This window comes from Nocardia sp. NPDC004151, from assembly GCF_042874235.1.
In the GTDB taxonomy this organism is placed as follows: Bacteria; Actinomycetota; Actinomycetes; order Mycobacteriales; family Mycobacteriaceae; genus Nocardia.
This window is the reverse complement of record NZ_JBIAMR010000015.1, coordinates 138,658-152,019: the sequence shown is the minus strand read 5'-3', so window position 1 is coordinate 152,019 and position 13,362 is coordinate 138,658. Positions and strand designations below refer to the sequence as shown.

The 13,362-nt window shown below is 68.1% G+C and carries 14 protein-coding genes and 1 pseudogene; 4 read left to right on the top strand and 11 right to left on the bottom strand.

Annotated features, from left to right (window positions below):
• The first annotated feature begins 26 nt into the window (after window positions 1–26).
• Complete coding sequence (locus tag ACFYTS_RS28790; protein ID WP_387308577.1) at window positions 27–1,133, top strand: lycopene cyclase family protein; 1,107 nt, start codon at window positions 27–29, stop codon at window positions 1,131–1,133.
• 3 nt (window positions 1,134–1,136) lie between these two features.
• Here ACFYTS_RS28790 and ACFYTS_RS28785 read toward each other — a convergent pair whose 3' ends face one another.
• Window positions 1,137–1,889, bottom strand: a complete 753-nt coding sequence (locus ACFYTS_RS28785; protein ID WP_387308575.1) for a DUF1295 domain-containing protein — start codon at window positions 1,887–1,889, stop codon at window positions 1,137–1,139.
• A gap of 100 nt (window positions 1,890–1,989) precedes the next feature.
• Here ACFYTS_RS28785 and ACFYTS_RS28780 point away from each other — a divergent pair, with 100 nt between their 5' ends.
• Together ACFYTS_RS28780 and ACFYTS_RS28775 are read left to right on the top strand one after the other, a co-directional pair.
• Window positions 1,990–2,760, top strand: coding sequence for an SDR family NAD(P)-dependent oxidoreductase (locus ACFYTS_RS28780; RefSeq protein ID WP_387308573.1), 771 nt, complete (start codon window positions 1,990–1,992; stop codon window positions 2,758–2,760).
• A gap of 23 nt (window positions 2,761–2,783) precedes the next feature.
• Window positions 2,784–3,203, top strand: coding sequence for a nuclear transport factor 2 family protein (locus ACFYTS_RS28775; protein WP_357287496.1), 420 nt, complete (start codon window positions 2,784–2,786; stop codon window positions 3,201–3,203).
• A gap of 102 nt (window positions 3,204–3,305) precedes the next feature.
• Here the strand turns inward: ACFYTS_RS28775 and ACFYTS_RS28770 are convergent.
• Window positions 3,306–3,515: pseudogene (locus ACFYTS_RS28770) on the bottom strand (DUF397 domain-containing protein); the annotation flags it as partial.
• Window positions 3,516–3,919: 404 nt separating this feature from the next.
• Between ACFYTS_RS28770 and ACFYTS_RS28765 the strand changes: the two are divergent.
• Window positions 3,920–4,225, top strand: a complete 306-nt coding sequence (locus tag ACFYTS_RS28765; protein WP_357287499.1) for a hypothetical protein — start codon at window positions 3,920–3,922, stop codon at window positions 4,223–4,225.
• A 4-nt stretch (window positions 4,226–4,229) separates the two neighbouring features.
• On the opposite strand, the gene ACFYTS_RS28760 is transcribed toward ACFYTS_RS28765, so the two are convergent.
• From ACFYTS_RS28760 to ACFYTS_RS28720, 9 genes are all read right to left on the bottom strand, one after another.
• A complete protein-coding gene (locus ACFYTS_RS28760; protein ID WP_357287501.1) occupies window positions 4,230–4,388 on the bottom strand; it encodes a hypothetical protein in 159 nt (52 codons plus the stop codon).
• A complete protein-coding gene (locus ACFYTS_RS28755) occupies window positions 4,385–5,191 on the bottom strand; it encodes a hydroxypyruvate isomerase family protein (RefSeq protein WP_387308646.1) in 807 nt (268 codons plus the stop codon). The genes ACFYTS_RS28760 and ACFYTS_RS28755 overlap by 4 nt, the downstream gene beginning before the upstream one ends.
• Window positions 5,179–5,562 carry a gamma-glutamylcyclotransferase gene (locus tag ACFYTS_RS28750; RefSeq protein WP_387308570.1) on the bottom strand — a complete coding sequence of 128 codons (384 nt, stop codon included), beginning with the start codon at window positions 5,560–5,562 and terminating at the stop codon, window positions 5,179–5,181. Before ACFYTS_RS28750 ends, ACFYTS_RS28755 begins: the two co-directional genes overlap by 13 nt.
• A gap of 34 nt (window positions 5,563–5,596) precedes the next feature.
• Complete coding sequence (locus ACFYTS_RS28745; protein WP_357287508.1) at window positions 5,597–6,712, bottom strand: XdhC/CoxI family protein; 1,116 nt, start codon at window positions 6,710–6,712, stop codon at window positions 5,597–5,599.
• 2 nt (window positions 6,713–6,714) lie between these two features.
• Window positions 6,715–8,151 carry an NCS2 family permease gene (locus ACFYTS_RS28740; RefSeq protein ID WP_387308568.1) on the bottom strand — a complete coding sequence of 479 codons (1,437 nt, stop codon included), beginning with the start codon at window positions 8,149–8,151 and terminating at the stop codon, window positions 6,715–6,717.
• 129 nt (window positions 8,152–8,280) lie between these two features.
• Complete coding sequence (locus tag ACFYTS_RS28735; RefSeq protein ID WP_387308566.1) at window positions 8,281–10,614, bottom strand: xanthine dehydrogenase family protein molybdopterin-binding subunit; 2,334 nt, start codon at window positions 10,612–10,614, stop codon at window positions 8,281–8,283.
• Window positions 10,611–11,963: an 8-oxoguanine deaminase gene (locus tag ACFYTS_RS28730; protein WP_357287516.1), complete on the bottom strand. Its 1,353-nt coding sequence runs from the start codon at window positions 11,961–11,963 to the stop codon at window positions 10,611–10,613. The genes ACFYTS_RS28735 and ACFYTS_RS28730 overlap by 4 nt, the downstream gene beginning before the upstream one ends.
• Entirely contained in the window at window positions 11,960–12,433 is a 474-nt protein-coding gene (locus ACFYTS_RS28725; protein ID WP_357287519.1) for a (2Fe-2S)-binding protein, read from the bottom strand. Before ACFYTS_RS28725 ends, ACFYTS_RS28730 begins: the two co-directional genes overlap by 4 nt.
• The gene (locus ACFYTS_RS28720; protein WP_357287521.1) at window positions 12,433–13,305 is read right to left on the bottom strand and encodes an FAD binding domain-containing protein; all 873 of its coding nucleotides are present in this window, start codon (window positions 13,303–13,305) and stop codon (window positions 12,433–12,435) included. The genes ACFYTS_RS28725 and ACFYTS_RS28720 overlap by 1 nt, the downstream gene beginning before the upstream one ends.
• Window positions 13,306–13,362 lie beyond the last annotated feature (57 nt).

Genomic DNA, 13,362 nt, shown 5'->3' with positions numbered 1-13,362 from the left:
GCGATCCGGCATGATCCAATCACGGGGTGACCGATGATCTGCTCATCTGCGGCGCGGGCCCGGCCGGACGGACCCTCGCCCACCGCGCCTTGGCGCACGGGCTGACGGTCACCGTGGTCGATCCGCACCCGCGCCGACGGTGGACGGCCACCTATGCGGCGTGGGCGGACGAGCTGCCGGCGTGGGTCGCCGACGCGGCGATCGCGACAAGGATCGAGCGGCCCGTCGCCTGGACGACCCGCCGCGTCGAGATCGACCGACCCTATCTAGTGTTCGACACTGCGGCACTTCAGGATTCGCTCGACATCTCCGGCGCCCGCCTGATCCAGGACTCCGTCACCGCCATCGACATCGCGGCCCGGCACCGCCACGACGGACTCGACCTCCCCTCGGCACGGCTCGCCTCCGGCCACACCCTCCCCGCGGGCCGGGTCGTCGACGCGCGCGGCATCCCGCGCTCCCCCGCCCTGGCCGAGCAGACGGCGTACGGCGTGATCACCGACCGCGCCCACTACCCCGACCCGGACACCTTGTTCATGGACTGGCGTGACGACAACGGTGCGGCCCCCACCGACCCGCGCTCGTTCCTCTACGCGGTTCCCTTGGACGACAACCGCATCCTCCTGGAAGAGACCTGCCTGGCCGGACGCCCCGCCCTCGACCAGAACACGCTCGAGGCCCGTCTGACCCACCGATTGCGGTCCCGCGGAATCACTCTCACCGGCGCCGAACCCGTCGAACGCGTCCGCTTCCCCGTCCACGGCGGCAAGCCGAAGCGGTCGACGTTCGGTGCGGCGGGAGCCTTCACCCATCCCGCGACCGGCTACAGCGTCGCCACATCACTGCGCCTGGCCGACGCCGTCCTGGCCGGAGAATCGGCGTGGCCCGCCTCGGCCCGAGCCGTACACCTGTTGCGCCAGGCGGGACTACGCGTCCTGCTGGCGATTCCGCCCGCCGAGCTACCGCTGTTCTTCGACACCTTCTTCGCGCTGCCGGTCACCGCCCAGCGGGCCTACCTGTCCGGCCGCGACGATCCGCGCGGCACCGCGACGGCCATGGCGGCGCTGTTCGCGGCACTGCCGTGGCGGCTGCGGCGCGTTCTCGCGGCCCGGGTCGCCCTCCCGACCCGATAGGTCTCAGATCAGGTAGGGAATCATCGCCTTGCGGTCGCTGGGATAGTCCTCGAATCGCTCGCGGTACCACCGATGGGTGGACACCGCCCGCGGCAGCAGGTTGGCCACGGTGAACAGCACGAACACCAGGCCCGCCCACGTCCACGACATGAGTGCCCACCCCACCCACAGCACCAGCTCACCGAAGTAGTTCGCGCTCGACACCCAGCGGAACGCACCGCCGTACGGGATGCGGTAGCCGGTGAATCCGTCACCGCGCAAGGCGATCAGAGCGCGGTCGGCATGGAAGTTGATCGCCCACCCCGCCACGGCCACCACCAGCCCGATGAGGAAGCGCGGGTCGGTGAACCACCCCGAGTCCCGCAGGTGCTGCGCATCGGCGACGGCGTAGCCGTTGACGAATCCGTTGGCGGCGTTGAACACCATTCCGAAGACGATCCCGTACACGGGGAATCCCTTGGTGGACGCCCGCAGCAGCGGATAGATCAGCCCGCGGTAGAGATAGTGCACCTGCCACAGTGCGTACAACACCACCGCCGGCGGCTGCGGATCCTTGACGACCAGCCAGAAAGTGACGGTGAACGCCCACCACTGCGGATTCTCGAACAACAGCCAGGCCCACGGACCCCGCACCGCGAAACGCTCACCATCCTTGGCGAACCGCCCATACGGGTTGGTGTAGCCGAACCCGCTGGCGAACGTCACCACCGTGAGGACGATCAGAAATCCGAGCACGAAGTGAAAAACATCCCGCATGACGTATGTACTTACTCCCCTTCATCCCAGTAAACAATCAAGCACTTGCTTGGTTTGAGCCTGTTCGCTATGAACAGAGTGGAGCAACCGAGGAGGAATCGTGGACGACTTCAGTCACCGGGCAGGCGCGGCGCTGGTCCTGGGCGCGAGCGGCGGGCTGGGCGGAGCGTGCGCGCGGATGCTCCTCGATCGCGGCAGCGACCTCGCCCTGACCTACTTCCGCTCACCACAGTCCCTCGATGGGCTCCTCACCACCGCGCAGACCGCCGGCCCGCGCGCCCGGGCCTGGCAGATCGACCTGTCCGACGCCGACCGGACCGGCGAAGTCGTCGGCCAGGTCGCCGCGGAGTTCGGCGGCATCCACACGCTCGTCTACGCCGCCGGACCGCACGTGCCCATGCGGCATCTGAGCAAGATCGCTCCCGCCGACTTCCGCGGCCAGATCCTCGACGACGTGTCCGGCTTCTTCAACGCCGTCCACGCGGCCCTGCCGCACCTGCGCGAGACCAAGGGCAGCATTGTCGCCATCACCACCGCCGGCACCGCCCGGTTCCCGGTGCGCGACGGCCTGTCCATCGCCCCCAAGGGCGCGGTCGAGGCGCTGGTGCGCGGAATCGCCGCTGAGGAGGGCAGATTCGGCGTCCGCGCCAACAGCGTCGGCCCCGGCATGACGACCGACGGCATGGCCGACCGCCTCATCGCCTCCGGCGACCTGGACGCCCACGCCCTCGAAATCACCAAGAACAACATCCCCCTGCGCCGTTTCGGCGACGCCCAGGACATCGCCGAGGCGGTCTGCTTCCTCGCCTCGGACCGCGCCGACTTCATCAGCGGCCAAAAGCTCGACATCGACGGCGGCTACGGCGTCTAACCGCCCTGGACGAGGACAACCCTATGACCGACCACGCCGAGCAGATCCGATCCCTGCTCGCCCACCTCTCCCATCTCGCCGACGAGGGCCCGATCGACGAGTATTTCGAGCACTACACCCCGGACGCAGTCTGGGAGCGCGAGGGCGACCCCCAGTCCGGCATCGCACCGCAGATCTTCCGTGGCGCAACAGAGATCGCGGCCAGCGCCCAGGCCCGGCGCGACGCCGGCATCGCCGGCCCGGGAACCAGAACCCGCCACGTGACGAGCTGCACGGCAATCACCCTCCTCGGACCCGATTCCGCACGGGCAGAGTCCGTCTGGCAGTTCTTCGCCGACACCACCACCGCCCCACGCCTGATCGGCATGGGCAGATACCACGACACCCTGGTCCAACTCGACGGCCGCTGGCGAGTCTCGGTCCGCTCCATCACCAACGGCTGACGCCTCGCCGAGTGGCACATCCTGGCGGCGAACCAGACAAATCCCCTCCAGGGTGTGCCACTGGGCGGAAGGGGTCAGGGGGTTGGTGGTGAGGGCGGTGGTGAAGGTGGTCCCCTCGGTGGGGGTGAAAGTCAGCGCGGGGCCGGTCGGGGTTTTCGAGTCTCGGATTCCGACCTGACCGTCTGCGAGGAAAGCTACTTCGACGCACTCGGTTTGGCCGCTGCTGCAGACCGACGACGATCTCGTTGTAGGCGGTGATCGTGCGTGCTGACGCGGCGAGACCGACGTACATGGTGAATGTCGAATCTCCATAGAGTGTCGTCGGTCGCTCGTCATCGGCCGTGGCGGTACTCCCGTCCTCGGGAATTCAGAACACTGCGCATTCCATTGCGGTCCGCAAGGCTACACCGGAATCGGAACATATCCAGGTTGTTTGGACCCAGATGCATCCGAAACGTCCAAATCACCAATTCCATGCGGTCGCCAGTGGTTTCCTGGATCTCGTCCAATACCCGTATGACGGGAGGTTCCAACGATGTTCGGGCTTCCAGCGACCGGGCACAGTGCCCTGGCGATGATGAGTGTGGATGTGGCGAATCGGGCATTACGGGAGCATGCGGATTGTCCGATTACCGTGTGCCCGGCCAAGTTACAGGCCAAGACGTATCTGATGCGGGCCGGCAGGCCACGTCGGCGACCACCCCGGGGGAATTGAGATGGACGATATGGCCGAGGTGGAGATTCGCGTTCTCCGGGATGTCATCGACGCGGTCGAGGAGCGGTTGCGGGCCCACGAGCGCGGGGGCGGGTATGTGAAGGCGCCGCGTGCGCAGTTGTATGCGGCGGTGATCCACGCGGTGCTGGCCAGCGCCCGGGCGGGCGGGTATTACGGCGCGGGGAGTTTGGTGCAGGCGCCGCTGCTGGACGAGATCCTGGGCGGAGTGGAGCCGAATCCTAGGGACACGGCGGTTTACTCGGTGGTCCTGGACGACGCGTTGTCGATTGAGCGCGGGAACCGCTGACCCCTCATCGGTCAGCGGCTCCCTGCGCGGGGTGAGTGGTCGGTAGGTCGTCCACGACCGGAAGCTGGACGGTGAAGCGCTCGATCACCCAGCCGGCGGGCAGCGCGGTGCCGCAGTGCCCGTGCGGGGTCCACGGCAGGGCTGCGGCCGGGGCGGTGGTCATGCGATCCAGCTCCAATCATGGTCGGGGTCTTTGTATTCGAGGCCGATCCAGCCGTCGTAGCCCGCGGTGTCGAGGGCGGTGAAGAGGGCTTCGAAGTCGAGGGTCCCGGTGCCGGGGCGGCTGCGGGCGGGGGCGTCCGCGATCTGGACGTGCCCGAAGCGGTCGGCGTAGGTGGCGATGACGGCGAAGAGGTCCTCACCCATGCGGGCGAGATGGTAGAGGTCGCAGAGGAAGCGGAGGTTCGGCGCACCGACCTCGTCGATCACCCGTACCGCGTGGGCGGCGGAGACGATCGGATAGTCGGGCGACTCGATCGAATTCAGCGCCTCGAGCACGACCTGGGCATCGATGCGGGCCCCGGCATCGGAGGCCAGACGGAGGTTCTCGAGAGCCAGCTCATCCTGCGCCCGCGGGTCCACAGCCGGAATCCGATTGCCGTACAAGGCATTCAGGGACCGGCAGCCCAACTGTTCGGCAATGCCGACGGTGACGTCGATATTGTCCCGGAACTCGGATTCCCGCCCGGGCACCGAGACCAGGCCGCGGCCCACGGGCACCAGGTCGATGAAGTTGAGACCGATGAGCTGCACACCGGCGTCGGAGACAGCGGAGACGAACGCGTCGACGTCCTTGTCCCCCGGCACCGGGTTCTCGCCGAACGGCCACCAGAATTCGACGGCGTCGAACCCGGCCGCCTTCGCCGCCGCCGGACGTTCCAGCAACGGCAGATCGGCGAACAGGATCGAGCAGTGCGCGTCGAATTTCCGGAGAGCTCCGTCGGCGGTGTATTTCATCGTGTCGATTCCTCCCGGTAGGTGTGCCAGCTGCCGTAATCGGTGATGTCGATGAGCTGCGGGTCGGAGATGACGGGTCGCCGCAGCAGCATGGACAGCACCGAGCGGCTGTCGTCCAAGGCAATCACACCGAGTTCCAGTTCCGGCGGCTCGGCGGGGAGCAGCCGGTTGCGCAGCACCTCCATGGGCACGTCGAACAGTTCACCGATGATGGGCGCCCCGCCGTAGGCGACGGGGTGCAGGCCGGGGAAGCGGTCGCCGACCGAGTAGAAGCGGTACTGCGGCGCGGTGGTGGCCTCCCCTGCGCAGGGCGCGCCCTCGAGCAGGTAGTTCAGGGGTTCGCCGCGCATGGCACCCCCGTTCAGGAAGATCAGAGGCATAGCCGTGGGCTCCTTCTCGGTCGGACGTCACAGTTCAGGCGGTGATCCGCAGGGCGTCCGGGGAGTCCGGGACGATCACCTCCGGCACCACGACCGCGTCGCGGTGGATGGGTCCGCCGTGGGTACCGAGAGGCACTCCGGTGCCCCCACGGCGGACCGCCACGATCTCGGCGGCGATGGAGACGGCCGTCTCCTCCGGGGTACGCCCGCCGAGATCCAGTCCGATGGGCGACTTCAGCCGCGCCAGTTCGGCATTCGTCATCCCGACCGCACGGAGCCGCTGGAGACGGTCCTCGTGCGTCCGCCGGGATCCCATCGCACCCACGAACGCCACCGGCAGGCGAAGCGCCACCTCCAGCAGCGGCACATCGAATTTGGCGTCGTGGGTGAGTACGCAGACCACGGTCCGGGCGTCCACCCGGGTCCGGGCCAGATATTTGTTCGGCCATTCCACGACCACCTCGTCGGCGTCGGGGAAGCGCGCGGGGGTCGCGAAGACCGCCCGCGCGTCGCACACCGTGACGTGGTAGCCGAGGAACTTGCCGATCCGGGCCACCGCGGCCGCGAAGTCGATCGCCCCGAAGACGATCATCCGCGGCGGCGGCACATGCGATTCCACGAACACGGTGACCTCATCGGACCCGCATCCGATGGTGCGCACAGCGGTCGTGCCCGCGTCGAGCATGGCCTGGGCTTCGGCGATCACGCGATCGTCGAATTCGTGGCCGGAACTCCACCAGGTGCCCAGCGCCATCACGGCGCCGCTGTCGAGGTCGCGGACCATGGCCACGGCCTCCCCCTCAGCTCGCAGGACCTGTTCCACCGCGTCGCGGTTGGCGTCGGTCACCGACTGGACGAACACCTGAATCGTTCCACCACAGGTCAATCCGACGGCGAAGGCGTCGGTGTCGCTGTAGCCGAAGGTCTCCCGGATGGTGGCGCCGGTGGCCAGCGACTCACGGCACAACTCGTAGACCGCGCCCTCGACGCAGCCGCCGGAAATGCTCCCGACGACGGTGCCGTCGGCGTCCACTGCCAGGGCCGCGCCGATCGGCCGCGGCGCGGAGCCGCCGATCCCGATGATGGAGGCCACGGCGTAGTCCTTGCCCGCCGCGTGCCAGTCCAGTAGTTGTGCCGCGATGTCGCGCATGGCTAGCCTCCCAGGGCCAATTCGATGCCGTTGATACCGAAGTAGGCGACGAAGACGACGCTGACCACGGCCACCAGCCAATGGATTTCGCGGTACTTCCCGCGAGCGAGCTTGATGACGGTGTAGGCGATCAGGCCCGCGCCGACACCGTTGGTGATCGAGTAGGTGAACGGCATGAGCACGATCGTGATGAAGGCCGGCACCGCGACCTCGAGATCGTTCCAGTCGATCTTGCGGGCCTGCGTCATCATGAGCGCGCCGACCAGCACCAGCGCGGGAGCCGCGGCCTGGATCGGCACCACGGCCGCGATCGGCGTGAAGAAGATGGCGGCGCAGAACAATCCGCCGGTGATCACACTGGCCAGACCGGTACGGGCGCCCTCACCGACGCCCGTCGCGGACTCGACGTACACGGTGGAACCCGCGCCGCCGGACAGGCCGCCGACGATCTGGGCGACACCGTCGGTGGTCAGGATCTTGCCCATGCCGGGCACCTGACCCTTCTCGTCGGTCAGGCCCGCCTCGTCGCAGACGCCGAAAACGGTTCCCATGGCGTCGAAGAAGCCGGTCAGCACCAGCGTGAACAGCACCACGGTGGCGGTCACGGCGCCCGCGGTGGCGAAGCCGCCGAACAGGTCGATGTGGCCGATCAGACCGAAATCGGGAGAGGCGAACAGCGACGTGGGCTTCTCGGGGACGACGGTCCCCCACGCCTTCGGATCGATCTTCGCCATGGCGTTGACCACGATGGCGAGCACCGTGGAGATGGCGATGCTGATCAGGATCGCGCCCGGCACCTTGCGGATGAACAGCGCGAGCATCAGCAGCAGGCCGATCGCGAAGATCACGGTGGGCCAACCGGCCAGATGCCCGTCCACGCCGAGCGTCACCGGCGGACCGCCGGGCGCGCCGTGGCCGACGACCCCGGAGGAGACCAGGCCGATCATGGCGATGAACATGCCGATGCCGACGCCGATGGCGTTCTTCATGGCCAGCGGAATGGCGTTGATGATCATCGTCCGCAGACCGGTCGCGGCCAGGATGACGATGACGATGCCCATCAGCACCACCAGACCCATGGCCTGGGGCCAGGTCATGTGCGGCGCGGCCTGATAGGCGACGACGGGGACCAGCCCGAGTCCGGCGGCCAATGCGAGGGGCACATTGCCCACCAGGCCCATGAGGACGGTGGTCAGACCGGCGGAGAAGGCGGTCGTGGTGGTCAGCTGCGCGATGCTCAGCTTGTCACCGTGCGAGTCGGCGACGCCGCCGAGAATTAGCGGGACCAGCAATATGACATACGCCATAGCGACGAATGTGGTGATGCCGCCACGGATTTCACGGGTTATGGTGGTCTTGCGCTCCGATAGCCTGAAGAACTTTTCGAGCGCGGACCCCCCGGTTTCCGGGGTGGTGATCGGTGATTGAGTCTGGGTCATGGCTGCCCTCCTATGGGCGTAGCCGACCAACGGCCCGGGGGTGCTGGGTAATCCCCGGGCCGCGGATTCGGTGTTGTGGGGTCCCTACCGCGCTCCCTTGTCGCGGGAGGCGCGGTCTGCCCCTGTTAGTCAACTGTTCCGGATGATGTCTTCCGGACGCACGGGCACGCGGTTGATGTTTCCGGTGCCGCCCCGCTTGCGGCAGGCATCGCGAATCGCTGCGGCGATCGCGGGCGTGGAGGAGAGAGTCGGCGGTTCGCCCGCGCCACGCAAGCCATAAGGGGCGTGCGGGTCCGGGTTCTCCAGAATCTCCAGTTTCTGCGGGGGTGTATCGAGAATGGTGGGGATCAGATAGTCCGTGAAGGACGGGTTCCGCACCTTGCCGTTGGTGACCTGAATTTCCTCCATAACCGCCAGACCCAGGCCCTGAATGGAGCCGCCGTGGATCTGGCCTTCCAGCGAGAGCCGGTTCATGATCTTGCCGACGTCCTGGACGGCGTCCAGGGCAACGACTTTCACGAGCCCGAGTTCGGTGTCCACATCGACCACTGCCCGGTGCACGCAGACCGCGAGCTGGGTGTGGCTCGAGCCCTGACCGGTGATCTTGTCCATACCGGTGGTGGGCTGGTGGTGGTATTCGCGGGTCAGGTCGATCACGTCGTCGCCCAGGACGTCGGCGATCGACGCGACCACCTCACCGTTGTTCTTGACGACCTTGCCGCCGTCGAGGTGCATGAAGCCGTGGACGTCGAACTTCTTGCGCGCCAGCACGAACAGCTCGTCGGCGACCGCGCGGCAGGCGGTCATCACCGCGCCGCCGGTCATGTACGACTGGCGCGAGGCGGACGAGGAGCCGGAGCTGCCGACATTGTTGTCCGACGGGTGGCTGACCACGCGGTCGATGGTGAGTTCGGTGCGTGCGATCTGCGCCTCGAGGGTGATCAGACCCTGACCGACCTCCGCGCCGGCGGTGTGCACGAGCGCGACCGGCTCGCCGCCGATCACCTCGAGCCGCACGCGGGCGGTCGAATAGTCGTCGAAACCCTCGGAGAAGCAGATGTTCTTGATGCCGACGCCGTAGCCGACGCCGCGGTACACGCCCTCGCCGTGGGTGGTCTGGGACGCGCCGCCGGGCAGGTTCCGAATATCCGACGTATCGACGGACTCCGGCAGTTCCATCTCGCGCAGGCTGTCGAGCATCTCCACCAGCGGAGTCGGCGCGTGCACGATCTGACCGGTGGCCAGCGTGGAACCCTGCGACACCACATTGACCTGACGGACCGTGACCGGATCCATGTCCAGCGCCTCGGCGAGCTTGTCCATCATCGACTCGTGCGCGAAACACGCCTGCACGACGCCGAATCCGCGCATCGCGCCACACACCGGGTTGTTGGTGTACACGCCGTAGGCGTCGATCTCCAGGTGCGGGACCTCGTAGGGACCCAGCGCCAGGGAGGCGGCGTTACCGATCACATTCTGGGTGGCCGAGGTGTACGCGCCGCCGTCGAGGACGATGAGCACCTTGGCGTAGGTGATCTTTCCGGTCGCGGTCGCGCCGTACTCGTAACGCATGCGCGCCGGATGCCGGTGCACGTGCCCGAAGAACGACTCCTGGCGGTTGTACATCATCTTGACCGGCTTACCGGTCCGCATGGCCAGCATGCCCGCGTGGATCTGCATGGACAGGTCCTCGCGGCCGCCGAACGCGCCGCCGACACCGGACATGGTCATCCGGATCTGGTCCTCGTTCAACCCCAGGCAGGGGCCGATCTGGGTGAGATCCCAATGCAGCCACTGGGTCGCGACGTAGAAGTCGAGGGTGCCGTCCTCGTTGGGGATGACCATGCCGGACTCCGGGCCCAGGAAGGCCTGGTCCTGCATGCCGACCTCGAACTCCTCACTCACCACGACGGTGGCCAGGGCCTTGCCGATCTCGATGTCACCGGCGCGCACCGGCTGATAGCGGGCGATGCCGCCGCGCTCCTGCACGGCCAGCCCGACCGGGTCCTCGATCACGGCCATCGGGTCGGTGATCGGTTCCAGCACTTCGTATTCCACCTCGATGGCGGCCACGGCGCGGCGCGCGATCTCGGGGTGGTCGGCGGCGACCAGGGCGATGGCCTCACCGTGGTGGCGCACCTCGCCGAAGGCCAGCACGGGCTGGTCCCAGGTGTGGTCGAGGCCGTAGACCTTGCGGCCGGGCACGTCCTCGTGGGTGAGCACGGCGTGGACGCCGGGCATGGCCAGGGCCTTGCTGGTGTCGATGCCGATCAGCCGGGCGCGGGCGTGCGGGCTGCGCAGGGTCGCGCCCCACAGCATGCCGTCGATCCACAGGTCCGAGGAGTAGGCGAACTCGCCCTTCACCTTGAGGGTGCCGTCGGGACGCAGCGGGCTCTCACCGATGCCGCCGGCGCCCGGGATCGCGACGTCCTCGGGGAACCGAGTGGTGCGTGCGATGGTCATCGGTTCTCCTGCTTCATGATTCGCTGACGCGCCGCCACGCCGTTCTGACCGACCTGATCGTGCGGCATGGTCTTGAGCTCGTCGTTCTCCACGACGGTGTGGCCGCCCACCAGCAGGCGCGCCAGCGGCGGCTGCGGGCCGAACACCAGCGCGCACACCGGGTCCTCGATGGCGGCGCGGAAGCCGTCCACCTTCCAGACCGCGATATCGGCGAGCTTGCCGACCTCGAGCGAGCCGATCTCGTTCTGGCGGCCCAGGTTCCGCGCACCGCCGAGGGTGCCGACCTCGAGGGCCTGGCGGGCGGTCATCGCGCGGGGGCCGTGCACGGCGCGCTGGAACAGCATGGCCTGCCGCATCTCCCCCGCCATCGAGGTGAGCTCGGAGGAGGCCGCGCCGTCCACGCCGAGGCCCACGGGCGCACCGGCGGCGAGCAGGTCCATCACTCGCGCGATGCCCGCTCCGAGCCGCGCGTTGGAGGTCGGGCAGTGCGCCGAACCGGTGCCGGTCTTGGCGAAGGCCGCGATGTCCTTGTCGTGCAGGTGCACCGCGTGCGCGAACCACACGTCGTCACCGAGCCAGCCCAGCTTCTCCATGTATTCGACGGGCGTGCAACCCATCTGCTCGATGCAGTGCTCCTCCTCGTCGAGGGTCTCGGCGAGGTGGGTGTGCAGACGGACGCCGTGCTGACGGGCCAGGGCGGCGGATTCCACCATCAGGCCCTCCGACACCGAGAACGGCGAGCAGGGGGCGACGGCCACGCGCAGCATCGAGTCGAACGACGCGTCGTGGTACTTGTTGATGATCTCCTCGGTGTTGAGGAGGATCTCCTCGCGGTTCTCGACCACCTCGTCCGGCGGCAGACCGCCGTGCGACTGCCCGCGGTCCATGGAACCGCGGCAGGGGTGGAACCGGATGCCGAGCTCGCGGGCGGCGCGCACCTCGGCGTCGAACAGATCGCCACGGCCCTTGGGGAACACGTAGTGGTGATCGGTGGAGGTGGTGGTACCGGTCAGCGCGAGCCAGCCCAGGCCGGCCGAGGCCGCGCCGTAGACGATCTCGGCGTCCATGGTGGCCCACAGGCGGTACAGCCCGGTCAGCCACTCGAACAGGGTGGCGTCCTGGAACAGGCCCTGGGTGGCCCACTGGTAGAGGTGGTGGTGGGTATTCACCAGGCCCGGGGTCACCAGGCAGCCGGTGCCGGAGAGGCGTTCAGCACCCACCACCATCGGCGCAGGTCCTGCGCCGAGAGCTTCGATCCGGCCGTCGTCGCCGACGATCAGATAGCCGTTGGGGATTTCGGCACCGACGACCGGTGCGATATAGGCGTTCTCGATGACGAGCTTGGTCATTTCGCCGCCGCCTTCCGCTCGGCCGCCATGCGCACGGCATCCAGAATCTTCTCGTAACCCGTACAGCGGCACAGGTTTCCGGCGAGAGCCTCACGGATCTCGACATCGGAGGGGTTGGGGACGCGCTCGATCAGGTCGTGCGCCTGCACGATCAGGCCGGGCGTGCAGAAGCCGCACTGCACCGCGCCCGCCTCGACGAACGCCTGCTGCATCGGGTCGAGCTTGTCGCCCTCGGCCAAACCTTCGACGGTGCGGACCGAACGGCCCTGCACCTGACCGGCGGCCACCAGGCACGAGCACACCGGGGTGCCGTCCAGATAGACGGTGCAGGAACCACATTCGCCCTGCTCGCAGGCGTTCTTCGCGCCGGGCAGGCCGACCCGCTCGCGCAGCAGGTACAGCAGGCTCTCGCCTTCCCAGACGTCGTCGGCGGTTTCCTGGGATCCGTTGACGGTGAAGTCGATACGCATCAGGCCGCCCTCCTCTCCGCGGTGTAGTCGTTCCACGCCCAGCCGAGGGTCCGGCGGGCCATCACCGACAGCGCGTGCCGGCGGTAGTCGGCGGTGCCGCGCACATCGTCGATGGGCTTGGCCGCGGCGCCGACCAGACGGCCGAACTCGTGGGCCAGCTCCTCGTTCAGCGCGCCGCCGTTGTCCCAGTCCAGGTTGGCGGCCAGGAAGTCCTGGGCCTCGACCGGACGGATCGGGGTCGGACCGGCCGAGCCGATGCCCGCCCCCGCCGTGCGCGAATCCGCGTGCAGGGCAACCGAGAACGAGCACACCGCGATCACCATCGCGTTGCGGGTGCCGACCTTCGAGAAGTACTGCGGGCCCGAGGCGGGGCGCAGCCACACCGCGCGGATCAGCTCGTCCGGCTCCAGGGAGTTCTTCTTGACCCACACGTAGAAGTCGTCGATGTCGATCATGCGGGTACCGCGGGCGGCGGACTCGACCTCGACCACGGCGTTCGCGGCCAGCAGCGCCGGGTGGGCGTCACCGGCGGGCGACGCACCGCCCAGGTTGCCGCCCACGGTGCCGCGGTTGCGGATCTGCGGGGAACCCACGGTGCGCGAGGCCTGCGCCAGACCGGGCAGGCGATCCTGGTACCGGTTGATGATCTTCACGAACGGGACACCGGAGCCGAGGCGGATGCGGCCGTCGGCCTGTTCGTCCACCCCGAACAGCTCCCGGCACGGGTTCAGGTCCAGCAGGGCGTCCGGGCGGTGCACGTCGAAGTTCATCTCGACCATCACATCGGTGCCACCCTGGATCGGAACCGCGTCGGGGCGTTCCGCTTTCAGCTGGAGCGCCTCGGCCCAGCTGCCCGGTTGTAGGAAATCCATTGCGTTCCTCTAGATATCGGTTCTGCGCAGGTACGACAGCCTCGGCTGCCCCGGTAC